The 23,469-nt window shown below is 70.5% G+C and carries 25 protein-coding genes; 8 read left to right on the top strand and 17 right to left on the bottom strand.

Translation table 11 applies throughout. From position 1 onward, the window contains the following. Window positions 1-7: 7 nt before the first annotated feature. Window positions 8-391, bottom strand: a complete 384-nt coding sequence (locus C7S10_RS07320; RefSeq protein WP_108343739.1) for a VOC family protein — start codon at window positions 389-391, stop codon at window positions 8-10. Between the two features lie 111 nt (window positions 392-502). Here C7S10_RS07320 and C7S10_RS07315 point away from each other — a divergent pair, with 111 nt between their 5' ends. Beyond that, on the top strand, window positions 503-1,549 hold the full coding sequence (locus tag C7S10_RS07315) for a glycosyltransferase (RefSeq protein WP_108343738.1): 1,047 nt from the start codon (window positions 503-505) through the stop codon (window positions 1,547-1,549). Here C7S10_RS07315 and C7S10_RS07310 read toward each other — a convergent pair. Then, complete coding sequence (locus C7S10_RS07310) at window positions 1,527-2,015, bottom strand: AMIN-like domain-containing (lipo)protein (protein ID WP_108343737.1); 489 nt, start codon at window positions 2,013-2,015, stop codon at window positions 1,527-1,529. The two genes, C7S10_RS07315 and C7S10_RS07310, sit on opposite strands and share 23 nt — an antisense overlap. Window positions 2,016-2,051: 36 nt before the next feature. Between C7S10_RS07310 and C7S10_RS07305 the strand changes: the two genes are divergently transcribed. Continuing rightward, window positions 2,052-2,237: a hypothetical protein gene (locus tag C7S10_RS07305; RefSeq protein ID WP_108343736.1), complete on the top strand. Its 186-nt coding sequence runs from the start codon at window positions 2,052-2,054 to the stop codon at window positions 2,235-2,237. Here C7S10_RS07305 and C7S10_RS07300 read toward each other — a convergent pair. From C7S10_RS07300 to C7S10_RS07290, 3 genes are read right to left on the bottom strand one after another with little or no spacing between them, the layout of a single operon-like run. Further along, the gene (locus C7S10_RS07300; protein ID WP_108343735.1) at window positions 2,213-2,992 is read right to left on the bottom strand and encodes a succinate dehydrogenase/fumarate reductase iron-sulfur subunit; all 780 of its coding nucleotides are present in this window, start codon (window positions 2,990-2,992) and stop codon (window positions 2,213-2,215) included. The two genes, C7S10_RS07305 and C7S10_RS07300, sit on opposite strands and share 25 nt — an antisense overlap. Next, a complete protein-coding gene (locus C7S10_RS07295) occupies window positions 2,989-4,833 on the bottom strand; it encodes a fumarate reductase/succinate dehydrogenase flavoprotein subunit (protein ID WP_207769271.1) in 1,845 nt (614 codons plus the stop codon). The genes C7S10_RS07300 and C7S10_RS07295 overlap by 4 nt, the downstream gene beginning before the upstream one ends. Continuing rightward, a complete protein-coding gene (locus C7S10_RS07290) occupies window positions 4,833-5,627 on the bottom strand; it encodes a hypothetical protein (RefSeq protein WP_207769270.1) in 795 nt (264 codons plus the stop codon). Before C7S10_RS07290 ends, C7S10_RS07295 begins: the two co-directional genes overlap by 1 nt. Before the next feature lie 168 nt (window positions 5,628-5,795). On the opposite strand from C7S10_RS07290, the gene C7S10_RS07285 reads away from it, so the two are divergent. Genes C7S10_RS07285 through C7S10_RS07275 form a run of 3 tightly spaced genes read left to right on the top strand, consistent with a single transcriptional unit; the run spans window position 5,796 to window position 9,295 of the window. Beyond that, entirely contained in the window at window positions 5,796-6,497 is a 702-nt protein-coding gene (locus C7S10_RS07285; RefSeq protein WP_108344030.1) for a succinate dehydrogenase cytochrome b subunit, read from the top strand. Between the two features lie 21 nt (window positions 6,498-6,518). Further along, entirely contained in the window at window positions 6,519-8,537 is a 2,019-nt protein-coding gene (locus C7S10_RS07280) for a fumarate reductase/succinate dehydrogenase flavoprotein subunit (RefSeq protein ID WP_108343734.1), read from the top strand. A 14-nt stretch (window positions 8,538-8,551) separates the two neighbouring features. Further along, a complete protein-coding gene (locus tag C7S10_RS07275) occupies window positions 8,552-9,295 on the top strand; it encodes a succinate dehydrogenase/fumarate reductase iron-sulfur subunit (RefSeq protein WP_108344029.1) in 744 nt (247 codons plus the stop codon). A gap of 302 nt (window positions 9,296-9,597) precedes the next feature. Here the strand turns inward: C7S10_RS07275 and C7S10_RS07270 are convergent, their stop codons facing one another. The 5 genes from C7S10_RS07270 to trpS form a co-directional block, all read right to left on the bottom strand. Further along, window positions 9,598-10,569: a hypothetical protein gene (locus C7S10_RS07270; protein ID WP_108343733.1), complete on the bottom strand. Its 972-nt coding sequence runs from the start codon at window positions 10,567-10,569 to the stop codon at window positions 9,598-9,600. Window positions 10,570-10,748: 179 nt separating this feature from the next. After that, complete coding sequence (locus C7S10_RS07265) at window positions 10,749-10,970, bottom strand: SCO4848 family membrane protein (RefSeq protein WP_108343732.1); 222 nt, start codon at window positions 10,968-10,970, stop codon at window positions 10,749-10,751. A gap of 1 nt (window position 10,971) precedes the next feature. After that, window positions 10,972-12,042, bottom strand: coding sequence for a YihY/virulence factor BrkB family protein (locus C7S10_RS07260; RefSeq protein ID WP_108343731.1), 1,071 nt, complete (start codon window positions 12,040-12,042; stop codon window positions 10,972-10,974). 18 nt (window positions 12,043-12,060) lie between these two features. Beyond that, window positions 12,061-12,582 (bottom strand): 2'-5' RNA ligase family protein, encoded by a 522-nt coding sequence (locus C7S10_RS07255; protein ID WP_108343730.1) that lies wholly within the window; start codon window positions 12,580-12,582, stop codon window positions 12,061-12,063. 9 nt (window positions 12,583-12,591) lie between these two features. Beyond that, complete coding sequence (gene trpS / locus C7S10_RS07250) at window positions 12,592-13,611, bottom strand: tryptophan--tRNA ligase (RefSeq protein ID WP_108343729.1); 1,020 nt, start codon at window positions 13,609-13,611, stop codon at window positions 12,592-12,594. Window positions 13,612-13,802: 191 nt separating this feature from the next. Here trpS and C7S10_RS07245 point away from each other — a divergent pair, with 191 nt between their 5' ends. Beyond that, window positions 13,803-15,029 (top strand): lipase family protein, encoded by a 1,227-nt coding sequence (locus C7S10_RS07245; RefSeq protein WP_108343728.1) that lies wholly within the window; start codon window positions 13,803-13,805, stop codon window positions 15,027-15,029. Window positions 15,030-15,056: 27 nt separating this feature from the next. On the opposite strand, the gene C7S10_RS22135 is transcribed toward C7S10_RS07245, so the two are convergent. The 5 genes from C7S10_RS22135 to C7S10_RS07225 all read right to left on the bottom strand — a co-directional run bounded on the left by C7S10_RS22135 (window position 15,057) and on the right by C7S10_RS07225 (window position 19,877). Next, entirely contained in the window at window positions 15,057-15,227 is a 171-nt protein-coding gene (locus tag C7S10_RS22135) for a hypothetical protein (protein WP_165807075.1), read from the bottom strand. A 45-nt stretch (window positions 15,228-15,272) separates the two neighbouring features. After that, the gene (locus C7S10_RS07240; protein ID WP_108343727.1) at window positions 15,273-16,529 is read right to left on the bottom strand and encodes an MFS transporter; all 1,257 of its coding nucleotides are present in this window, start codon (window positions 16,527-16,529) and stop codon (window positions 15,273-15,275) included. Between the two features lie 62 nt (window positions 16,530-16,591). Continuing rightward, window positions 16,592-17,275 carry a hypothetical protein gene (locus C7S10_RS07235; RefSeq protein ID WP_108343726.1) on the bottom strand — a complete coding sequence of 228 codons (684 nt, stop codon included), beginning with the start codon at window positions 17,273-17,275 and terminating at the stop codon, window positions 16,592-16,594. Then, window positions 17,275-17,670 (bottom strand): hypothetical protein, encoded by a 396-nt coding sequence (locus C7S10_RS07230; protein ID WP_108343725.1) that lies wholly within the window; start codon window positions 17,668-17,670, stop codon window positions 17,275-17,277. The genes C7S10_RS07235 and C7S10_RS07230 overlap by 1 nt, the downstream gene beginning before the upstream one ends. Beyond that, window positions 17,667-19,877: an NADP-dependent isocitrate dehydrogenase gene (locus C7S10_RS07225; protein ID WP_108343724.1), complete on the bottom strand. Its 2,211-nt coding sequence runs from the start codon at window positions 19,875-19,877 to the stop codon at window positions 17,667-17,669. Before C7S10_RS07225 ends, C7S10_RS07230 begins: the two co-directional genes overlap by 4 nt. A 164-nt stretch (window positions 19,878-20,041) precedes the next feature. Here C7S10_RS07225 and C7S10_RS22495 point away from each other — a divergent pair, with 164 nt between their 5' ends. Beyond that, window positions 20,042-21,151 carry an aquaporin gene (locus C7S10_RS22495; RefSeq protein WP_207769269.1) on the top strand — a complete coding sequence of 370 codons (1,110 nt, stop codon included), beginning with the start codon at window positions 20,042-20,044 and terminating at the stop codon, window positions 21,149-21,151. Between the two features lie 3 nt (window positions 21,152-21,154). Here C7S10_RS22495 and C7S10_RS07215 read toward each other — a convergent pair whose 3' ends face one another. Beyond that, complete coding sequence (locus C7S10_RS07215) at window positions 21,155-21,847, bottom strand: hypothetical protein (protein ID WP_108343723.1); 693 nt, start codon at window positions 21,845-21,847, stop codon at window positions 21,155-21,157. A gap of 100 nt (window positions 21,848-21,947) precedes the next feature. Here C7S10_RS07215 and C7S10_RS07210 point away from each other — a divergent pair, with 100 nt between their 5' ends. Next, a complete protein-coding gene (locus tag C7S10_RS07210) occupies window positions 21,948-22,934 on the top strand; it encodes a malate dehydrogenase (RefSeq protein ID WP_108343722.1) in 987 nt (328 codons plus the stop codon). 91 nt (window positions 22,935-23,025) lie between these two features. Here C7S10_RS07210 and C7S10_RS07205 read toward each other — a convergent pair whose 3' ends face one another. Continuing rightward, window positions 23,026-23,466: a DUF3017 domain-containing protein gene (locus tag C7S10_RS07205; RefSeq protein WP_114327788.1), complete on the bottom strand. Its 441-nt coding sequence runs from the start codon at window positions 23,464-23,466 to the stop codon at window positions 23,026-23,028. Between the last annotated feature and the right edge of the window lie 3 nt (window positions 23,467-23,469).

Here is a 23,469-nt window from a genome sequence, read left to right as displayed (position 1 = left end):
GTACGTCTCACGCGCCGGCGCCGGCCGACCAGTCGGGCAGCTGCTGGAGCGCCCACCGGTTGCCGTCGGGGTCGTCGAACCCGACGAAGCGACTCCAGGCCAGGTCCTGCACGTCGCTCACCTCGACCCCGCGACCGGTCAGGTCGGCGTGCGTCGCGTCGGCGTCGGCGATCACCATCTGCAGGTTGTCGAGCGACCCGGGCGCCATCTCGGTCAGGCCGCGCCCGATCGCGATCGAGCAGGCCGAGCCGGGCGGCGTGAGCTGCACGAAGCGGACCTCGTCGCTCACCGTCTGGTCGTGGTCGACGACGAAGCCGACCTTCTCGTAGAACGCCTTGGCCACGTCGACGTCGGTCACGGGCACCATGATCAGCTCCAGCTTCATCTCCATGACCCCACGCTAGGGCGACCCGCGGACAGGTCCTGTCCGCTGCGCGAGGCTTTCACCCGCCGTTGGCCGCCTCGTCGGACGGACGCCACGACCGTCACCCACGCTGCCGCCATGGAGACGCGACGGATCGCCCTGGTCACCGAGACGTTCTATCCCGCCGTCGACGGCACGACGACGACCCTCAAGCAGGTCGCCGACCACCTCATCGACGCCGGGCACGAGGTGCTCGTCGTCGCGCCCGGCCCGGGGCTGGGCACCTACCGCCGCAGCCACGTGGCGCGGATCCGGCCGCTCGACAAGCCGGGACGGCAGGTCCGTGAGGCCCTCGAACGGTTCGGGCCCGACCTCGTGCACGTCACCTCGCCGGCCACGCTGGGTCGCAAGGCGCTGAAGCACGCACGTCGCCTCGGCGTGCCCACCCTCGTCGTGCAGCACTCGGTCCCCCTCGTCGCCCCACGCGCCGACCGCGTGGTCGCGACCTCCGCCTTCCTGGCCGACCATCTTCGTGGTCTCGACGTCGACGCCGCGGTGTGGGAGCCGGGTGTCGACGTGCGGGCCTTCAACCCCGACCTCCGCGACCAGTGGCTGCACGACAAGTGGTCGCGCGCCCGCTCGCCCGAGGGACGGCAGGTCGTGGTCGGCTACGCCGGGAGCCTGCACGAGCGCCACGGCGTACGCCGCCTGGCGGAGCTCGCCGACCTCGCCGGCGTCCGCCTCGTCGTGATCGGGGACGGCCCGCAGCGAGGGTGGCTCGAGCGCCACCTGCCTCGGGCGAAGTTCACGGGGGCGCTGACCACGGGCGACCTCGCCGCCGCCCTGGCCTCCCTCGACGTGCTGGTCCACCCGGGCGAGGAGGAGTCGTGCTGCCACGCGCTGCGCGAGGCGGCCGCGACCGGCCTGCCGGTCGTCGCGCCGCGATCGGGCGGTGCGCCCGGCGTCGTACGACCTCTGGAGACGGGCCTGCTCTACGACCCCGCCTCCCCCACCGGCCTGCGGCGGGCCGTCGAGTCGGTCGTCGGCGACCGCCACCGGGGCCTCCTGGGCGCACGTGGGCGCGAGCTGAGCACCCGCTCGTGGAGCGACGCGTGCGGAGAGCTGGTGGGCGAGCACTACGGCGACCTGCTGGCCGCAGCGCTCACCGGTGCTGGAAGTCGATGACCAGCCGGCTCGGGCCGCTCAGGTGCCGGACCGTGTAGTCGGCACGGTGGCGTAGCGCGAACACGAACGTCACCTGCCCCTCGAAGTCGCCGGTGAGGGCGAGCGCCTTCAGGGTGGGGAACCCGGGCCGGGCCAGCCGCGGACCGCGGAAGATGTTGTTGCCCGCTGCGTCGTGCCCGTTGCCCGTGATGCTGAGCCAGACGCCGGCTGCACCGCGGATGGGCACAGGCTTGCCGCTGCCCTCGAAGAAGAACCGTCGCGACCGGCCGTCGCGGAACTCGGGGGTCGCGCCACCCCTCAGGTCGATCACCACCCGGTCGAAGCCCGGGTGGGTGGCGAAGCGCAGGTCGACCACGTCGACGGCACGAGGGGCGGCCGATGGCGCGACGGCCGCGTTGCCGCCTGCCGGCGCCGTGAGCAGCGCGGCGAGGACCGCGACGACGATGGCCAGGATGCGCATGCGCATGCCGGCGACGATACGCCTCCCGGGCACTGATCCACCATGATGCCGAGCGGTCACCGCGCCCAACGGCTCGCGGCGTACGACCTCCTCGGCCAGCGCATCGCCGTCGAGGACCGCGGGGAGGCGGCCGGCGCACTGCGCAGCCTGGTCGAGCTCATCACGACCCACGATGGCAGCTGTGAGGCCCTCCGGTCACCCGCTCAGCTGTCGGTGCGTCCGTCGTAGTCCTTGTTGCGCAGCCCGATCTTGTTGCCGAGCCACACCAGCGGGTCGTACTTGCGGTCCACGACCCGCTCCTTGAGCGGGATGATCGCGTTGTCGGTGATCTTGATGCCCTCGGGACACACCTCGGTGCAGCACTTGGTGATGTTGCACATCCCCAGCCCGGCTGCGCCCTGGGCGAGCTCGCGGCGGTCGTGGGTGTCGAGCGGGTGCATGTCGAGCTCGGCGTAGCGCAGGAAGAACCGCGGGCCGGCGAAGGCCGGCTTGTTGTCCTCGTGGTCGCGCACGACGTGGCAGGTGTTCTGGCACAGGAAGCACTCGATGCACTTGCGGAACTCCTGGCCGCGCTCGACGTCGATCTGCGCCATCCGGCGCTTCCCGTCGGCGTCGCGCTCGGGCGGCGCGAACGCGGGCAGCTCCTTGGCCTTCTCGTAGTTGAAGGACACGTCCGTGACCAGGTCGCGGATCACCGGGAAGCTGCGCATCGGGGTGACCGTGATGACCTCGTCCTCCTCGAAGTCCGAGAGCCGGCACATGCACATCAGACGAGGTCGGCCGTTGACCTCGGCGCTGCACGAGCCGCACTTGCCTGCCTTGCAGTTCCAGCGCACGGCCAGGTCGCCGGCCTGCGTCCCCTGCACGCGGTGGATCGCGTCGAGCACGACCTCGCCCTCGGAGACCTCGACGGGATAGTCCTTGATCTCCCCGCCGTCCTTGTCGCCGCGCCAGATCCGCAGCTTCAACAGATAGCCACTCATGCGAAGTACCCCTTCAGCTCGTCGGGCATCTCGGGCAACGGCTTCTCGTGCAGGTCGACGCCGGTGCCCGCGGCGTCGAGGTTGACCACCAGGTTCTTGGTGCCCCACTCGTCGCTCGGCCCGGGGAAGTCGTCGCGGGTGTGGCCGCCGCGCGACTCCTCGCGCGCCAGCGCGGCCTTTGCGATGCACTCGCTGACGATCAGCATGTTGCGCAGGTCGAGCGCGAGGTGCCAGCCCGGGTTGTACTGCCGGTGCCCCTCCACGACCATCGTCCGCGCCCGCTCCTTGAACGCCTCGATCTCGCGCAGCGACTCCTCGAGCTCCGCCCGGGTGCGGATGATCCCGACCAGGTCGTTCATCGACTGCTGGAGGTCCGACTGGATCGTGTACGGGTTCTCGCCACCCTCCACCTCGAAGGGAGCCAGCGCGCTGGCCTGCGCCGCCTTCACGTCCGCCTCGTCGACCTGCGGTCGGGTGCCGCCGAGCGAGGAGGCGTACGACGTGGCTGATTCCCCCGCCCGCTTGCCGAAGACCAGCAGGTCGCCGAGCGAGTTGCCGCCCAGCCGGTTGGAGCCGTGCATGCCGCCCGAGCACTCGCCGACGGCGTACAGGCCCGTCACCGCGCTCTCCTGCGTGTCCGCGTCGACCTCCACCCCACCCATGACGTAGTGGCAGGTCGGGCCGATCTCCATCGGCTCGGCGGTGATGTCGACGTCGGCCAGCTCCTTGAACTGGTGGTACATCGACGGCAGCCGCTTGCGGATGAACTCGGGCGTACGGCGACTGGCGATGTCGAGGTAGATGCCGCCGTGCGGGGTGCCGCGACCGGCCTTGATCTCCGAGTTGATGGCCCTCGCGACCTCGTCGCGCGGGAGCAGCTCAGGTGGCCGGCGGTTGTTCTTCTTGTCGTCATACCAGGCGTCGGCCTCCTCGACCGTGTCCGCCGTCTCCGCCTTGAAGAACTCGGGGATGTAGTCGAACATGAACCGCTCACCTTGCGAGTTCTTCAGGATGCCGCCGTCGCCGCGCACCGACTCCGTCACCAGCAGCCCCTTCACCGAGGGCGGCCACACCATGCCCGTCGGGTGGAACTGCACGAACTCCATGTTGATCAGGCTCGCGCCCGCCCGCATCGCGAGCGCGTGGCCGTCGCCGGTGTACTCCCACGAGTTGGACGTGACCTTGAACGACTTGCCGATCCCGCCGGTGGCGAGGATGACGCTCGGGGCCTCGAACACGATGAAGCGCCCCGACTCGCGCCAGTAGGCGAAGGCCCCGGACACCGCGTCCCCGTCCTTGAAGACGTCGGTGACCGTGCACTCCATGAAGACGTCGATGCCCAGCGCCACCGCCCGCTGCTGGAGGGTGCGGATCATCTCCAGGCCGGTCCGGTCGCCGACGTGGGCCAGGCGGGCGTACTTGTGGCCGCCGAAGTCGCGCTGGCTGATCAGCCCGTCGTCGGTGCGGTCGAAGAGCGCGCCCCAGTCCTCGAGCTCCTGCACCCGCTCGGGCGCCTCCTGCGCATGCAGCTGGGCCATCCGCCAGTTGTTCAGCATCTTCCCGCCGCGCATGGTGTCGCGGAAGTGGACCTCCCAGTTGTCCTCGGGCCACCGGTTGCCCATGGCGGCGGCGATGCCGCCCTCGGCCATCACGGTGTGCGCCTTGCCGAGCAGCGACTTGCACACGATCGCCGTACGCGCCCCGGCGTCGTGCGCCGCGATCGCCGCCCGCAGGCCGGCGCCGCCGGCCCCGATCACCACGACGTCGTACGCGTGGCGCTCCATCCCGCCCTGCGCCTCGCCGGACATCAGGTTGCCGGTCATGGGGTGCCGGTCGCTCATCAGAAGAACCTCACGTCGGTGATGGTGCCCGTCGCCAGGAGCCAGACGTAGAGGTCGACCAGCGCGACGGAGAACAGGGAGTACCACGCGTACCGGCCGTGGTTGACGTTGAGCCGCGAGACCCAGGTCCACAGCCTGTAGCGCACGGGGTGCTTGGAGAAGTGGCGCAGCCGGCCGCCGACGGTGTGGCGGCACGAGTGGCACGAGAGCGTGTAGAGCCAGATGAAGGTGATGTTGACCAGCATCAGCAGGGTGCCGAGCCCCATGTGGCCCCACTCGTGCTCGGCGTTGCGGAAGGCCAGCACGGTGTCGAAGGTCAGGACGAGGCCGACCAGCACGGCGGCGTACCAGAAGTAGCGGTGAACGTTCTGCAGGATCAGCGGCAGCCGCGTCTCGCCGGAGTAGGCCTGGTGCGGCTCGGCGACGGCGCAGGCGGGCGGCGAGAGCCAGAACGCCCGGTAGTAGGCCTTGCGGTAGTAGTAGCAGGTCATCCGGAAGCCGAGCGGGAAGATCAGGATGAGCAGCGCCGCGGACAGCGGGAACGCGCGGAAGGGTTGGCCGAAGTCGGAGGCCCCCTCGACGCAGTCGCCGAGGCACGGCGAGTAGAAGGGCGAGAGGTAGGGCGAGGCGTAGTAGTCGCGGCCCATGAACGCGCGGATCGTCGCGTAGACGACGAACGCGGAGAACACCACGAACGTCAGCAGCGGGGAGACCCACCACCGATCCGTGCGCAGCGTGCGGGCCTCGATGGCCGCCCTGGTCGGTCCTGTCACTCCGGTGTCGGTCGATGCCACAGGTGCCGCTCCTCCGTGCTGGGACAGGTCTGGGCTCTGCGGTCTCCGACTATGACCGCTGTCACACGTCAGGGGAAGGGGACGCGCCAGAACGACCCACCGGTAACCGGACATATGTCACAGGACCCGCGCCGTATGGGAGGCCTTCCGCGGGGTACGGTGCTGGACGTGTCAACCACGTCTCTGGTCAAGGGGGCGCGTGCGTCGCGCTCGACCATCGCGCTCAAGCTCCTGATGGCTGTTTCCGGCCTCATCTTCGTCGGCTTCGTGCTGGCGCACATGTACGGGAACCTCAAGGCCTTCTCCGGCCACGACGCCTTCAACGAGTACGCCCACCACCTGCGCGTCCTGGGGGAGCCGCTGCTGCCCTACTCGGGCTTCCTGTGGATCAGCCGCGTCGTGCTGCTGCTCGCCCTGGTCGTCCACGTGTACGCCGCCGTGACGCTGTGGCGCCGTGCGAAGGCCGCCCGCACAGTGCCGTACGTGATGAAGAAGAGCACCGGCGCGATCTTCGCGAGCCGGCTGATGCGCTGGGGCGGCGTGACGCTGCTGCTGTTCATCATCTGGCACCTGCTCAACTTCACCGTGGGCAAGGTCAACGTGCAGGGCGGGCCGACCAACGACCCGTACAACCTGATGGTCGACACCTTCGACACCTGGTGGCTGACGCTGATCTACCTCGTCGCCATGCTCGCGCTGGGCGCGCACCTGCACCACGGCGTGTGGAGCGCCGCGCAGACCCTGGGCCTGACCGGCACCGCCGCGGCCCGCGCCACGTGGAAGAAGATCGCCTTCGCGCTCGCGCTGGTCATCTCGGTCGGCTTCTCGCTGGTGCCGATCTTCGTCCTCGCCGGCGTCATCGAGAAGTAAAGGGACACCATGAACTACGAAATGCCGGACACCGTCACGGCCGCTGAGGCCTCGCAGGACACCCCTGCGGAGATGACCGACGACGCCGCGGGCTACTACACGCCCGGCGAGCCGCTGGTCGACGCCAAGGCGCCGACGGGCCCGATCGCCGACCGCTGGTCGGACCGCAAGTTCGAGGCCCGCCTCGTCAACCCGTCCAACCGCCGCAAGCTCGACGTGATCATCGTCGGCACCGGCCTGGCCGGTGCCTCGGCCGCCGCCACGCTCGGCGAGGCCGGCTACAACGTGAAGTCCTTCTGCTACCAGGACTCCCCGCGACGGGCGCACTCGATCGCCGCGCAGGGCGGCATCAACGCCGCCAAGAACTACAAGGAGGACGGCGACTCCGTCCACCGCCTCTTCTACGACACGGTCAAGGGCGGCGACTACCGCTCGCGCGAGTCGAACGTCTACCGCCTGGCCGAGGTCAGCACCAACATCATCGACCAGTGCGTCGCCCAGGGCGTCCCGTTCGCCCGGGAGTACGGCGGACTGCTGGACAACCGCTCGTTCGGTGGCGTCCAGGTGTCGCGGACGTTCTACGCCCGCGGCCAGACGGGCCAGCAGCTGCTCATCGGCGCCTACCAGGCCCTCGAGCGGCAGGTCGCGGCCGGCACGGTGCAGACCTTCACCCGCCACGAGATGCTCGAGCTCATCGTCGTCGACGGCAAGGCGCGCGGCATCGTCTCGCGCGACATGGTCACGGGCGCGATCGACACCCACCTCGCCGACGTCGTCGTGCTCGCCAGCGGCGGCTATGGCAACGTCTTCTACCTCTCGACCAACGCGATGGGCTGCAACGTCACCGCCGCGTGGCGCGCGCACCGCAAGGGCGCCTACATGGCCAACCCCTGCTACACGCAGATCCACCCGACCTGCATCCCTGTGTCCGGCTCGCACCAGTCGAAGCTGACCCTGATGAGCGAGTCGCTGCGCAACGACGGTCGCATCTGGGTGCCGAAGAACGAGGCCGACTGCGACAAGGACCCGCGCGACATCCCCGAGGCCGATCGCGACTACTACCTGGAGCGCATCTACCCCTCGTTCGGCAACCTGGTCCCCCGCGACATCGCCTCGCGCGCGGCCAAGAACGTCTGCGACGAGGGCCGCGGCGTCGGCCCCAAGGTCGACGGTGTCCGCCGCGGTGTCTACCTCGACTTCGCCGCCGCCATCGAGCGCCTCGGTCGTGACGGCATCACCGAGAAGTACGACAACCTCCTCGACATGTACGAGCGGATCACGGGCGAGGACCCGTACGAGGTGCCGATGCGCATCTACCCCGCCGTGCACTACGTCATGGGCGGCGTCTGGGTCGACTACGACCTGCAGTCCACGATCCCGGGGCTGTTCGTCACCGGTGAGGCCAACTTCTCCGACCACGGTGCCAACCGCCTCGGCGCCTCGGCGCTGATGCAGGGCCTGGCCGACGGCTACTTCGTGCTCCCGCACACCATCCGCGACTACCTCGCGGACGGGCCGTTCGAGAAGATCACCGAGGACCACCCCGCCGTCGTCGAGGCGCACACGTCCGTCAAGGAGCGCATCGACCACTTCCTGTCCGTCAACGGCACGCGCAGCGTCGACTCCTACCACCGCGAGCTCGGCAACATCATGTGGGAGTACTGCGGCATGGAGCGGACCGAGGACGGCCTGAAGAAGGCGATCGACCTCATCCGCACCCTCAAGGACGACTTCTGGCGCAACGTGAAGGTGCTCGGCACCAACGAGTCGCTCAACCAGTCGCTCGAGAAGGCCGGCCGCGTCGCCGACTTCATCGAGCTCGGCGAGCTCATGTGCATCGACGCCCTCAACCGCCGCGAGTCGTGCGGCGGCCACTTCCGTGGCGAGTCGCAGACCGAGGACGGCGAGGCGCTGCGCCACGACGACCTCTTCGCGTACGTCGCGGCGTGGGAGTTCGCAGGTGACGGCGAACCGCCGGTCCTGCACAAGGAAGACCTCGTCTACACAGCCATCGAGATGAAGCAGCGGAGCTACAAGTGAGCGACAACAACCACATGAGCCTGACGCTGAAGATCTGGCGTCAGCCCGACTCGGTCACGGCCGGTGCCATGCACACCTACCAGCTCGACGACGTCTCCCCCGACATGTCGTTCCTGGAGATGCTCGACGTGCTCAACGAGCAGCTCAATGCCAAGGGCGAGGACCCGGTCGCGTTCGACTCCGACTGCCGCGAGGGCATCTGCGGCATGTGCGGGCTGATGATCAACGGCGACGCCCACGGTCCCGAGGTCACCACGACCTGCCAGCTGCACATGCGCTCCTTCAGCGACGGCGAGACGATCACCATCGAGCCGTGGCGCGCCACGGCCTTCCCGGTGATCAAGGACCTCGTCGTCGACCGCAGCGCGTTCGACCGGATCATCCAGCAGGGCGGCTACATCTCCGTCAACACCGGCTCGGCCCCCGAGGCCCACTCCGTGCCGGTCCCGCGTGACGACGCCATGCGTGCCTTCAACGTCGCGACCTGCATCGGCTGCGGCGCCTGCGTGGCCGCCTGCCCCAACGGCTCGGCATCGCTGTTCATGGGTGCCAAGATCACCCACCTCGGCGAGCTCCCCCAGGGCCAGCCCGAGCGCGACTCCCGCGTGGTCGACATGGTCGCCCAGCACGACCACGAGGGCTTCGGCGGCTGCACCAACATCGGCCAGTGCACCGCCGCGTGCCCCAAGGAGATCCCGCTCGACGTGATCTCGCAGCTCAACAAGGACCTGCGTACCGCGCTCAAGCACGGTCACTGATCCTCGCGTCACCCACCGCTCCACCCGCCGCCCCGCGCGGTGCGTGAGCCACATTCCGCCGGCGCGGAAGGTGGCTGGCGCACCGCCGGGGCGCGTGTCGTTCGTGGCGCGCGCCCTGCCGGTGGCTCAGCCACGTTCTCGGCCCGCAGAATGTGGCTCACTCACCGCTTCCAGGCGGGTCCAGCACGACAGTCGCGCGAGCGGTGGCCCAGCCACGTTCTCAAGCCGCGGAAGGTGGCTCACTCACCGCCGGGGCGCGTGTCGTTCGTGGCGCGCGCCCTGCCGGTGGCTCAGCCACGTTCTCAAGCCGCGGAAGGTGGCTGTCGCACCGCTGAGACGCGGGCGCCGCGGCGTACGACGTCGTGGAGCGACCGGAACAAGGCCGCCCACAGCTCCCCGAGCTCGGGCTCGGGGCCGTCGTAGCCGGCCTCCGTCAGGGCGCGGTGGACCTGCTGCACCACCAGCCGCGGATGCCTCATCCGTTCCTTGGTGACCTGGACGTACGCGATGCCCATCCGACGGAACGCGAGGTAGCGGTCGATGTCGGCGACGTACTGCCCGCGGTCCTCCTGGTGGTGGGCACCCTCGTACTCGACGGCCTGCCGCCAGCACCCGAACCACAGGTCGGGGATGATCGTCATCCCGTCGGGGTCCCTCATGGCCACGTTCACCTCGGGTTCCGGCAGCCCGCTGAACCGCACGAGCGTCAGCAGCTCGGCCTCGGGCAGCGAGCGACACCGCGGCTCCAGGTGCTCGACCACCCAGGCCGCCTCCCGACAGCCCCGTCGCCACGGCTGCTCGACCAGCATCGTCTCGAGCTCGTGCAGGTCCATCAGCTCGAGGTGGAGCAACAGGCTGCCCACCGTGATCGCGTCGAGGGTCCTCGCCTCGGCACAGTAGGCGACGAAGGCCGCCGCACCGCTGACGCCGTCCTCGTCCGCGCGGGGCATCGAGACCGTTCGGTGCAGGAAGACTCCCGGCATCGCCAGGTGGAGGTCGCCGACGACGACGAAGTGCAGGACGTCCGTCGGGCCGGTCACGAGGCCGAGCTCCTGGATCCGGGTGATCCCGGTCGTGCGTGCCGACCCGGGCAGTGCGAGCCGCGCGGCCGTCACGCGGTCGGCCAGGGTCAGCTCGTGGTCGCGATGGCAGTAGACGGCCTCGTACAGACGGCGGAACTGCGCCCCCTCGAGCACCCTGGCCGGGACGCCGGCCTGGAGCGCCTCGGCGCGAGCGAAGGGACGGGTGCGGAAGTCTGCGGGTACGGCGAACATGGCCCCGATTGCGCCACGGTCCACCGACGTCTCGCCGCCCGACGGCTCCCGTCCTGTGGACGGCGCCGAGCGACGTACTCCTGTGAACGCCTCCGGGACCGCACGCGAGCGGTGGCCCAGCCACGTTCCGCGGGATCGAAAGGTGGCTCACTCACCGCCGCCGGGGCGGGTACACAGGCTCAGGAGCGCGAGCGCAGCACCTTCGCACCCCAGGCAGCGAGGACCCCGCCGAGGACGAGGTTGACGACGATCAGCACGGTGTGGGCGACCCAGTAGCCGGTGGGGCGGTCCTCGCCGGAGGTGTGGGCGGCGTACAGGTTCTTGGTGAACATGCCCCACGTGATGAAGTTCCAGACGGCCAGGCCGACCAGGAAGAGTCCGTGCTTGCGGGTCATCTGCATGTCAGTGCTTCCTTCTGCGGAGTACGGCGACGAGGGCGAGCATCACGCCCGCCCCCGCGGCAAAGGCGCCCCTGGTGGAGGCGGTGGCTGCGGAGGCGGTGGCTGCGGGACCGACCGGAGCGGACTCGACGGCCGCAGCGAGGTCGAGCTGCGGACCCTGCACCGTGGCGTCGTCGCGCCACTGCTCGCGCGCGCGCGCGGCGCGCGCGGCGGCGGACGTGTGGGCCCACGCGGCGGCGAGCACGACCAGGCGGGAGAAGTAGTTCATCCACACGAGCAGGATCAGCGCGATCCCGAACGCCTGCGCGGCGGGCTGGTCCTTGGTGCCGGCCAGCAGGAAGGTCGAGAGCTGCTTGAGCACCTCGAAGCCGACGGCGCCGAAGAGCGCGCCCGACCACAGCGACCGTGTCGGCGAGCGGGGCGCCGCGAGCAGGCGGAAGAACGCGAAGAACAGCACCGTGTTGGCACCGAGTCCCAGGACCAGTCCGAGGACCCAGACCACCGGGGCGACGCCCTCGCTCAGCCCGAGGGCGTCGAGGATCGGCGTGGCGAGCTTGGTCGCCACCCCGGACACGGCGACGCTCCCGATCAGCACCGAGCCGAGGGCGAGGAGGGCGAGGACGTCGCGGACCTTGCCCAGCACGAAGTTGGGCTTCTCCTTCTCCGGCTCCTCGAAGACCGCGATCAGGGCGGTGCGCAGGCCGGAGAGCCAGCCGAGGCCCGAGTAGAGCGCGAGCAGGAGCCCGATGCTGAAGATGCCGGGTGCGTTGTCCTGGAAGGTCGAGAGCTGGAGGCCGTCCTCCCCGCCGACGATCCCCGGCAACACGTCGCCGATCGCGGTGATCAGGTCCTCGTCCGCGTTGGGATAGGCGCGGGACACGAACCCGATGACGGCGAAGGCGAGCGCGAGGATCGGGAAGAACGACAGGAAGGCGAAGTAGGTGACGGCGGCCGCGAGCGCGCTGCCGCCCACACTCCCGTAGTGCTCGAACATCCGGACGACGTGGTCGATGAACGGGCGGCGCTTGCGCACGTCGGCGAGGCGCTGCTTGGCGGTGTCGATGATCGACATGGGGGTGACTCCCGAGGGTCAGGCGTGGGCGGGCCGGAGCGCGAACTCGCGGGTGGGCTGCCAGCCGGCGCTCTCGTCGTGGACGTAGAGCGCGAAGTGGTCGGCGTCGAACTCGCACTCGAAGTCGGCGAGCTCGGTGAACGCCCGGTCGAGCTGGGCGTCGCCGAGGTGGTGGGCGATGGTCACGTGCGGGTGGTAGGGGAAGTCGAGGTCGACGGCCAGTGGCCCGCGGCGTACGCCGTGAGCCAGCAGCTCGCACTCGGAGATCCCTTCGACGAGGGAGACGAACACGACCGGCGACACGGGGCGGAAGGTACCCGTGCCGCGCAGGTGTATGCGGAAGGCGTCGACGTCGGCGGCGACCGCGGCGAGGTGCTGCTCGATCGCGGTCAGGTCGTCCGCGCCGATCACCAGCGGCGGGATCAGCGTGATGTGCGTCGGGATCTGCGTCGCGGTCAGATCGCCGACGGAGGTCCGGTAGTCCTGGAGCTCGGTGGCCCAGGGTTCGGGAATCGCGACGGCAACTCCGATGGTCGGCACTGCTCGACCCTAGCGAGTCGCGGGCAGGAAGCCGACGCGGTCGTAGACGTCGCGCACCGTCGCCTCGGCCACCGATCCGGCCCGTTCGGAACCCTCGCGCAGGATCCGCTCGAGCTCGGTGCGATCACCCAGCAGCTCGCGCACCCCTTCGCGCAGGTGGGTCAGGGCCTCGACGACCACGTCGGCGACCTCGGACTTCAGGTCGCCGTAGCCGCGGCCCTCGAAGGCGCCCTCGAGCGCCTCGACCTTCTCCCCCGACAGCGCGGAGTGGATGGAGAGCAGGTTGCTGACGCCCGGCTTGGTCTCCCGGTCGAAGCGGATCGCGGTGTCGGAGTCGGTGACCGCGGAGCGGAACTTCTTGCGCAGCACGTCCGGCTCGTCCAGCACCCAGACGCACCCCTGCCCGCCGATGCTCTTCGACATCTGCTTCTCGGGGATCTGGAGGTCGTAGATCTTCGCGGTCGACTCGAGGATGTAGGGCTCCGGCACCCGGAACGTCTTCTTGTAGCGGTGGTTGAACCGCTGGGCGAGGTCGCGGGTGAGCTCGAGGTGCTGGCGCTGGTCCTCGCCGACGGGGACGTACTGCGGCCGGTAGAGCAGGATGTCGGCAGCCTGCAGGATCGGGTAGGTGAAGAGGCCGACGCTCGAGGCGCCCTCGCCGCCCTTGGCCGACTTGTCCTTGAACTGGGTCATCCGACGCGCCTCGCCGAACCCGGTGAGGCACTGGAGCACCCAGCCGGCCTGGGTGTGGGCGGGGACCTGGCTCTGCACGAAGACCGTCGAGCGCGACGGGTCGACGCCGGCGGCCACCAGCTGGGCGACCGAGACGAGCGTCCGCTCGCGCAGCACCTTCGGGTCCTGCTCGACCGTGATCGAGTGCAGGTCGGCGATGAAGTAGAAGGTCTCGAAGTCCTCCTGGAGGGCCACCCACTGTCGCAGCGCTCCGAGGTAGTTCCCGAGGTGGAACGAGTCCGCCGTCGGCTGGATGCCGGAGAGGACCCGCGGGCGCGAGGTGGGCGTCGAGGACATGCGGCCAGTCTCTCACCGGCCCGCGAAGCCTTTGGACGGGGTCCCGAGCGCCGTACGCATGTGATGGACGTCACACGCGAACGACCCCATTCGCCTGCGCAACCACTGTCGCCGTGATGTGACTCGTCAGTAACCTCCGTCACACCCGGGGTCCCCCGGTCACGAGGTTCTGCTTGGGAGGGCACAGACCGATGGCACGCGTTCGCACCCTGCTCACATCACTGGCCACGATCGCGGCGTCCGCCGTCGTCGTGGTCGCGACCCCGGCGCACGCCGCCGTGGACGAACCACCACGACCGGCGTTCTACGAGGCCCCGGCCACCCTGCCCGCCGCCAACGGCGCGCTGATCCGCTCGGAGGCCCAGACGTTCCTGCTGGACCCGGCCAACGCGTCCAGCCTGCACACCTTCGCCAAGCGCGTGCTCTACAAGTCCACCAACCGCGCCGGGCGCCCCATCGCCGTCTCGGGGGTCGTGATGGTGCCGAAGGGCGCGTGGATCGGCGTCGGCAGCCGCCCGGTGATCGGCTTCGCCGCCGGCACCCAGGGCATGGGCGACCGGTGCGCCCCGTCGCGGCAGTACAGCGAGGGCTTCGAGTACGAGGGCATCGCCATCCAGGGCCTGCTCAACCGCGGGTACGCCGTGGCGGTCACCGACTACGAGGGGCTCGGCACCGCCGGGATCCACACCTACATGGACCGCGTCTCGCAGGGACACGCCGTGCTCGACGTCATCCGCGCCGCGCAGCAGCTTCCCGGCACGGGCCTCTCGGTGAACAGCCCGGTCGGCATCCAGGGCTACTCGCAGGGAGGTGGCGCCGCGGCGTCGGCCGCCGAGCTCGCGTCGACCTACGCGCCCGAGCTCAAGGTCAAGGGTGCCGCAGTGGGCGCGGTCCCGGCCGATCTCAAGGCGGTCGCCACCAACCTCGACGGCGGGCTGTATTCGGCGTTCGCCTTCTTCGCCCTGCGCGGCATCTCCTCGAGCTACGGCGTCGACCTGACGCCGTACCTCAACGCCAAGGGCGTCCAGACGATGACGCAGGTCGAGCAGGACTGCGTCTTCGACCTCTTCGGCCACTCCTTCGTGAAGTCCTCGACCCTGAGCTACAACGGCAAGCCGATGTCGGACCTGATCGCCCTACCGCAGTTCGCCACGATGATCGCCGAGCAGCGCATCGGCACCACCACGCCGAGCATGCCGGTCCTGGTCAGCCACTCGGCCCTCGACGACGTCATCCCCTACTCCGTCGGCCGGTCGATGGCGAAGTCGTGGTGCGGCAAGGGAGCCAACGTGCGGCTGTCGACCAATGTCATCCCGACGCACGTCGGCGGCTACATCCCGTTCGGCGCCGAGGCGGCCCTGTTCTTCGAGGGCCGCTTCGCCGGACTGCCGCAGATCAGCAACTGCTGGGCGGTCTGAGGCTCGCGAGGGGCGTGGCCGGACCGCTCAGGCGGTCCAGGCCACGCTCTCCTTGACGTGGTCGGCCCACGGGTTCACCCCGATGAGCTCCTGACGGCGTGCCATCAGCTCCATCAGGTCGTGCGTACGGCGATCGCGGAACGCCCGTCGGCGCTCGAGCTCTGCCTCGTCGGGTTGCGGGATCAGGTTCTCGTCCATGACCCGATGATTTCCCGCTCGTGCTAACGAACGGTTGACCGTGCGTTACGCGCTGATTGCGGCATCCGCGTCGTCGGTTGAGAGTTCGTTACGCCGGTGCACGAGCGCCGACAGCACGATCACTCCGAAGCCCGCGATGCTGAGCCCGACGCCCACCAGCGCCGGTGCACGGTAGCCCCAGCCGGCGGCGATCACGAGGCCACCGAGCCAGGCACCCAGGGCGTTGGCGACGTTGAGCGACGCGTGGTTGAGCGCGGCGCCCAGCGTCTGGGCGTCCCCGGCGACGTCCATCAGCCGCAGCTGGAGGTTGACCACCAGCACCGAGCCCAGGACCGTGATGAGGAAGACCACCGGCAGGGACAGCCAGCCGCCGGGCGCGGCCAGCCAGAAGAGCAGCAGGGTCGCGCCCATCCCGGCCGAGCCGATCAGCAGCGAGCGGAAGATCGACCAGTCGGCCATCACGCCGGCGAGGTAGGTGCCGGCGACCATGCCGAGGCCGAAGGACAGCAGGAACACGGGCACCGCGGACTCCCCCAGGCCGCCGACGTCGGTGACGGTCGGGGCGATGTAGGAGTAGACGGCGAACATGCCGCCGAAGCCGACGGCGCCGGCCAGCAGGGTCAGCCACACCTGCGGCAGGCGGAACGCACCGAGCTCGCGGCGGCCGCTCGCCTCGTCGTCGCCGGGGCAGCTGGGAACGTACGCGAGGACCAGCGCCAGCGTCACCATGCCCAGGACCGTGACGCCCCAGAAGGCAGTGCGCCAGCCGAGGTTCTGTCCGAGCCAGGTGGCGGCGGGCACGCCGACGACGTTGGCCACGCTCAGCCCGAGCATCACCGCCGCGACAGCGCGACCCTTGCGGGCGGGCGAGGCCATGCTGGCCGCCAGCAGGGACGCGACACCGAAGTAGGCGCCGTGGGGCAGGCCGGCCGCGAAGCGCGCGAGCATGAGTGCGCCGTACGACGTCGCGAGCGCACTGGCCGCGTTGCCGACGGCGAACGCGCCCATCAGCCCCATCAGCAGGGCCCGCCGCGGGAGGCGCGCGCCGAGGAAGGCCAGCACCGGAGCGCCGACCACCACGCCGAGGGCGTAGGCCGAGATCACGTGCCCGCCGGTGGGGATCGAGACGCCGACCCCGTCCGAGATCTGCGGGAGCAGACCCATCGTCACGAACTCGGCGGTCCCGATCGCGAACCCACCCATGGCGAGCGCGAGCACGGCGAGGCCGAAGTGGTGGGCCCGCACGGCCGGCGCCTGGTCGAGGTCAGGGGCCGAGCCGGTCGCGGAGGAGGTCGTCGTCATAGGCATTTCATTGTCCAAGGCGCGCGGACCTCGTCCAATTCCCCGAGGCACGCGTCCCAGGGTCACTCCCGGACGTGCGTGCCGACGGCGACCGCCTCGTCCCCGAAGATGTCGGCGACCTCGTGCAGCACCTCGCTGACGAGGCGGTAGGAGCACAGGATCCCGGCCGCGACGACCACCGGCGAGAGCTCGAGGGCCAGCGCGAGCCGGGTGAGCAGCTCGCCGGCCGGCAGTGCCCACCCGTTGCCGAGGTGGTGCGGCTCCCAGCCGGCGTCGAGCAGGCGGTCGTACGACCTCCCGGCGCTCGAGGCCATCAGGGCGACGACCATCAGCACGAAGCGCCACGCGAAGGAACCGAACGCGCCCTCGCGCCATCGCTCGCCCTTGCGCCAGATCGACGCGGCGTAGCCGACGACCGAGCTCGCCAGCGCGACGCCGACGACCCACAGGGTCGTGGTGTCCCAGGTCACCGGGCCGAACGTGTGGATGGCCAGCACGGGCCCGAGGACCAGCGCACCGAGCAGCATGGCGGCGACGGTCCTCCACTGGTCGCCGGTCTCCTGGACGGGCCAGCGACGGTCCGGCCGCGAGGCGAACATCACGGCGTAGGACAGCACGAGCTCGAGGAAGTAGACGAGCACGAGGTCGGGGATCTGCAGCTGCCCGGTCCACACGAGGTGGAGCGGCAGCGCGTTGCCGATCGCGATGCCGACGAGCCCGACCCAGCGTGACTGCGGTGGCAGCATCAGCCCACCACCGTCGCGCGGACGACCGCCAGCTGGTCGCCGATGTCGCTGTCGTCGCCGGCCGCCTCCACGGTGCACTGGATCTCGCTCGAGGTGACCGAGCGCCCCTCGTCGCCGTACACCTCGAAGGTCGCGGTGAACCGGATCGTCGCGTCGCCGACGTAGCGGACCTCGCCGACGTCGTCGCGACCGACGAAGACGGCGTCACCCTCGAACGCGCGCGAGGCACAGGCCTGCAGCGTGTCGTGGTCGAGGGCGCGGGCACCCCAACCGACCGACGCCGCCATGCCGAGGTAGAACCACAGCATGACGGCGTTGACCGCGATCATGATCCAGAACGCCCAGCGGGCGCGGGTGCGTGCCGCGGACGGGCCCGCGGCACGCAGTCGGCTCACAGAGAGGCGATGGCCTCGTTGAGGGTCGCGCTCGGGCGCATGACCTTCTCGGCCAAGGCATCGTCGGGCTCGTAGTAGCCGCCGATGTCGGCGGGCGAGCCCTGGACGGCGTTGAGCTCCTCGACGATCGTCGACTCGTTCTCGCGCAGCGTGCCGGCGAGCGCGGCGAAGGCGGCGGCCAGGTCGGCGTCCTCCGTCTGCTTGGCGAGCTCCTCGGCCCAGTAGAGCCCGAGGTAGAAGTGCGAGCCGCGGTTGTCGATCGTGCCCAGCCGGCGACCCGGCGACCGGTCCTCGTTGAGGAAGGTCTCGGTCGCGCGGTCGAGGGTGTCGCCGAGGATCCGGGCGCGCGCGTTGTCGTCGTAGCCCGCGAGGTGCTCGAGTGAGGCCGCGAGCGCGAAGAACTCGCCCAGGCTGTCCCAGCGCAGGTAGTTCTCCTTGACGAGCTGCTGGACGTGCTTGGGCGCCGACCCACCGGCGCCGGTCTCGAACAGGCCGCCGCCGTTCATCAGCGGGACGATCGAGAGCATCTTGGCGCTGGTGCCGAGCTCGAGGATCGGGAACAGGTCGGTGTTGTAGTCACGCAGCACGTTGCCCGTCACCGAGATGGTGTCCTCGCCGCGGCGGATCCGCTCGATCGAGGTCGCGCACGCGTCCGCCGGGGCGGCGATGGTGATGTCCAGCCCCGCGGTGTCGTGCTGCGGGAGGTAGGCCTGCACCTTCTGGATCAGGTTGGCGTCGTGGGCGCGGGTCTCGTCGAGCCAGAAGATCGCCGGGGTGCCGGTGGCGCGGGCCCGGGTGACGGCGAGCTTGACCCAGTCCTGGATCGAGGCGTCCTTGGTCTGGCAGGCGCGCCAGATGTCGCCGGTCTGCACGGTGTGGCTGAGCAGCTCGTCGCCGTTGGAGGCCACGATCGCGATCGTGCCGTCGGCCGTGGCCTCGAACGTCTTGTCGTGCGAGCCGTACTCCTCGGCCGCCTTGGCCATCAGGCCGACGTTGGGCACGGAGCCCATGGTCGAGGGGTCGAAGGCGCCGTGGGCGCGGCAGTCGTCGATGACGGCCTGGTAGATGCCGGCGTAGGACGAGTCGGGGATGACGGCGAGGGTGTCGGCCTCGTTGCCGTCGGGGCCCCACATGTGGCCGCTGGTGCGGATCATCGCCGGCATGCTGGCGTCGACGATGACGTCGGAGGGCACGTGCAGGTTGGTGATGCCCTTGTCGGAGTCGACCATGGCCAGCGCGGGGCCGTCGGCGAGCTCGGCCTCGAACGAGGCCTTGATCGCGTCGGCGTCGGCCAGGGAACCGATCCCGCCCATGATCCCGCCGAGCCCGTCGTTGGGGCTGAGGCCGGCGGCGGCGAGCGCGTCGCCGTACGCCGCGAACGTCTTCGGGAAGAAGGCGCGGACGACGTGGCCGAAGATGATCGGGTCGGAGACCTTCATCATCGTGGCCTTGAGGTGCACCGAGAACAGCACGTCGTCGGCCTTGGCCCGCGCGACCTGCGCGGTGAGGAACTCGTTGAGGGCGCCGACGCGCATCACGGTGGCGTCGAGGACCTCGCCGGCCAGCACCTTGAGCTCGTCCTTGAGCACGGTCACCGTGCCGTCGGCGGCGGTGTGCTCGATGCGCAGGGTGTCGTCGGCGGCGACGACGACCGACTTCTCGTTGTGCCGGAAGTCGTCGGCGTCCATCGTGGCGACGTTGGTGCGCGAGTCGGCGCTCCACGCACCCATCGAGTGGGGGTGCGACTTCGCGTAGTTCTTGACCGCTCCGGGCGCGCGCCGGTCGGAGTTGCCCTCGCGCAGGACCGGGTTGACCGCCGAGCCCTTGACCTTGTCGTACTTCGCGCGGGTCGCCTTCTCCTCGTCGGACTGCGGGTTCTCGGGGTAGGCCGGGAGGTCGTAGCCCTTGTCCTGGAGCTCCTTGATCGCGGCCTTGAGCTGCGGGATCGAGGCGGAGATGTTGGGCAGCTTGATGATGTTGGCCTCGGGCTTCGTCGCCAGCTCGCCCAGCTCGGCGAGCGCGTCGTCGAGGCGCTGCTCCTCGGTCAGGCGCTCGGGGAACTGGCTGATGATGCGGCCGGCCAGCGAGATGTCGCGCGTCTCGACCTCCACCCCCGCGGTCTTGGCGTAGGCCGCGACGATCGGCAGGAAGGAGTACGTCGCCAGCATCGGCGCTTCATCGGTGTGGGTGTAGATGATCTTGGCCATGGATACGACGCGCTCCTAGGACGATGTGTTCGACACGAGAAAACTAACTTGATGTCAAGATACCTGACGAGGTGCGCGTCTAGCCTCGCACCCGTGCTCCCCGCCTCGCTAGAGTGCCCGTGGTCCACGGGGGTGGGCGCTCGACACCAGGAAGGCAGCGCTTGATGACAGAGGCAACCAGCAGCACCGACGAGACGTCCACGACCGGGCAGAAGTTCGCGGCCGAGGTGCTCGGCACCTTCGTGCTGGTGTTCTTCGGCGTCGGGGCCGCCCTGATGAGCGGTGGCAACTACATCGCCACCGGCCTCTCGTTCGGACTCACCGTGGTCGTCATGGCGTACGCCGTCGGGCGCATCTCCGGAGGTCACTTCAACCCGGCCGTCACCCTCGGCGCCATCCTCGGCGGCCGCCTCCCGTGGAGCTCGGCGCCCGTCTACATCGGCGCGCAGCTCCTCGGCGGGCTCGTCGCCGGCGCCGCCCTCTTCGGCCTGATGCACGGCTTCGACGGCTACACCGCCGAGGGCGGCATCGGCGCCAACGCCTTCGGCTCCGAGGGCTCGGGCTACGCGATGTGGGCGGCCTTCGTGCTCGAGGCCCTGATGACGATGGTCTTCCTGTTCGTGATCCTCGCGGTCACCGACCAGCGCAACGAGTTCCAGGCCGTCATGGGCCCGCTCGCGATCGGCCTGGCGCTCGCGATGATCCACTTCGCCTCGATGGGCGCCACCGGCACCTCGGTCAACCCCGCTCGCTCGATCGGCGTCGGCGTCTTCGGCGGGACGGACGCGATCATCCAGCTGTGGCTGTTCATCGTCGCCCCGCTGGTGGGGGCCGCGATCGCCGGTCTCACCTACCCGCTCGTCTTCGGCCACGGCGCCGAGCCGGTCGCCGGCTCCGGCCTCAGCTTCGGCGGCGGCCGCCAGCAGCGCAGCTACGCCGCCCCGGCCAACTACGAGCAGCAGTGGAACCAGGGCCAGCAGCAGTGGCAGGCGCCCGCCCCGCAGCAGGGGTGGGGCCAGCCGGCCGCCGACCCCTACGCCCCGCCCGCCCAGCAGCAGCCGCCCGCCCAGCAGTGGGGACAGCCGCAGGCCCAGCCGCCCGCGCAGCCCGCGCCGCAGCAGGCACCCCAGCAGGCGCCGCCGCAGCAGTGGGGCCAGCCCGCGGCCGACCCCTACGCCCCGCCCGCCCAGCAGCAGCCGCCCGCCCAGCAGTGGGGCCAGCCCATCGAGGACGACGGCGAGGACGGCCGCACCCAGGTGCGTCGCCCCGACTGAGGCTCAACCCAGGGTCGAGGACGCCAGCGAGCTGACGCCGGTGGCCGACTCGGTGCGCACCAGGCCGATGCCGGGCGCGTAGTAGCGGAGGTCGCTGGCCGCGGGGTCGAGCGCGCTCGTCCCCGCGATCTCGACGAGGTCGGTCCACGAGCCGGCCGGTCCGGACGCCGTGGCCGCCACGTCGAGGACCTCGCTGCGGTCCTCGGCGAGGCCGGCGGCGTACTCCTCGACGAAGCCGTCCCCCACCCGCGGCGTCGCCGGCATCACCAGCCCGGCCTGGGCGCCGTCGACGCCCGCACGCCAGTCGTCCGACCCGAACGACCAGACGTTGCCGCGACGGTCCTGGGCGTAGTAGTCGACGCTCGTCACCGCGCGCCGGGCGCGCTGCACCGTGGTCGAGACCTCGGTCGTGCTCACGCCGGCGATCAGGTCGCTGCCCGTCACCCGGACCGTGACGGAGGGGCCGTCCTCGGCCTCGTAGACCCACTCCCCGTCGGCGGGGAGAGGGAACCAGGGGTTGTCGACGCGGCGCACGAAGTCGGCCGGCTCGGGGGTCGGCGTCGGGATCTCGAGACCATCGACACCGGCCGGATCGATCGAGCGTGGCTCCCCCACCCCGCACCCCGCCGTCGCCGCCACGAGCCCGATGACCGCGATCTGGACGAGACGCCGAGGCGTCGGGGCGGGGTGTGGCATGGGAGCAGAATGCCAGTCACCCTCGTGGGTCCGACCGGCAGCGCCGCTGCTAGCGTCGCGGGCAGATCCACCTCCACCCACTTCGCCTACAGGAGTCTTCGTGAGCACCACTCCCTTGAAGGTCGCCGTCACCGGCGCGGCCGGTCAGATCGGCTACAGCCTGCTCTTCCGCCTCGCCAGCGGCTCGCTGCTCGGCGACCGCCCGATCGAGCTGCGGCTGCTGGAGATCGAGCCCGCGCTGAAGACGCTCGAGGGCGTCGTCATGGAGCTCGACGACTGCGCGTTTCCGCACCTCGCGGGCATCGAGATCGGCCACGAGCCGGAGAAGATCTTCGACGGCGTCAACCTCGCCCTCCTCGTCGGCGCGCGCCCGCGCGGTCCCGGCATGGAGCGCGGCGACCTGCTCTCGGCCAACGGCGCGATCTTCACCGCGCAGGGCAAGGCCCTCAACGCCGTCGCCGCCGACGACGTCCGCATCGGTGTCACCGGCAACCCGGCCAACACCAACGCGCTCATCGCCTCGAAGAACGCCCCCGACATCCCGGCCGAGCGCTTCTCCGCGCTGACCCGCCTCGACCACAACCGCGCCATCTCGCAGCTCGCGGCCAAGACCGGCGCGAAGGTCACCGACATCACGAAGATGACGATCTGGGGCAACCACTCGGCCACGCAGTACCCCGACCTCTTCCACGCCGAGGTCAACGGCCAGAACGCCGCCGAGGCCGTCGGCGACCAGGACTGGCTGGAGAACACCTTCATCCCGACCGTCGCCAAGCGTGGCGCCGCGATCATCGACGCCCGCGGATCGTCCAGCGCCGCCTCGGCCGCGTCGGCCACCGTCGACGCCGCCCGCGACTGGCTGCTCGGCTCCCCCGCCGACGACTGGGTCTCGATGGCGGTCGTCTCCGACGGCTCCTACGGCGTCCCCGAGGGCCTCATCTCCTCCTTCCCCGTCACCACCAAGGACGGCGACTGGGAGATCGTCCAGGGCCTCGAGATCGACGAGTTCTCCCGCGGTCGCATCGACGCCTCGACGGCCGAGCTGGCCGACGAGCGCGACGCGGTCACCGAGCTGGGTCTCATCTGATCCGAACGCCTCACCGCAACGGGCCCACGAGCAGCTGCTCGTGGGCCCGTTGCGTTGCGGGATGTGCTGCCGGTCGTGCGCTGACGGAGGGCTAGAGCCCGGGCTGGTCCGGGATCGAGCTGGCCAGCACGAGCAGGGCCGCGCCGAGGCCGGCGAGCAGGGCGACGTCGAGCACCTTGTGGCGTACGGCGAGCATGCCGGCGTCGCGGGGCGAGAGCACCATGCGCACGGCGGAGGCGAAGAGCAGCCCGCCGCCGACGATGCGGATGCCGACGCGCCAGTCGCTCAGGCTCGCGACCGCCAGCCCGATGGCCGTGATCAGCAGGACGCTGAGGTAGAACGCACCGCCGATCGTGGAGGGATAGCGCCGCTCCTCGAGCTCGCCCTCGGGGTGGTCGCCGTCGACCAGGTCCTCGGCCGAGATCGGCGGAACGCTCTCAGGCGGGACGATCTCGCGCTCGCCGGGTTCGACGTCCTCGGGGACGTCGCGGCCCTCGCGGTCGTCGAGCGGCGGCTCGAGCGGGTCGGTCACGGG

It is taken from the genome of Nocardioides currus (assembly GCF_003057875.1).
GTDB classification, from domain to species: domain Bacteria; phylum Actinomycetota; class Actinomycetes; order Propionibacteriales; family Nocardioidaceae; genus Nocardioides; species Nocardioides currus.
This window is presented reverse-complemented; position numbering and strand designations above follow the sequence as displayed.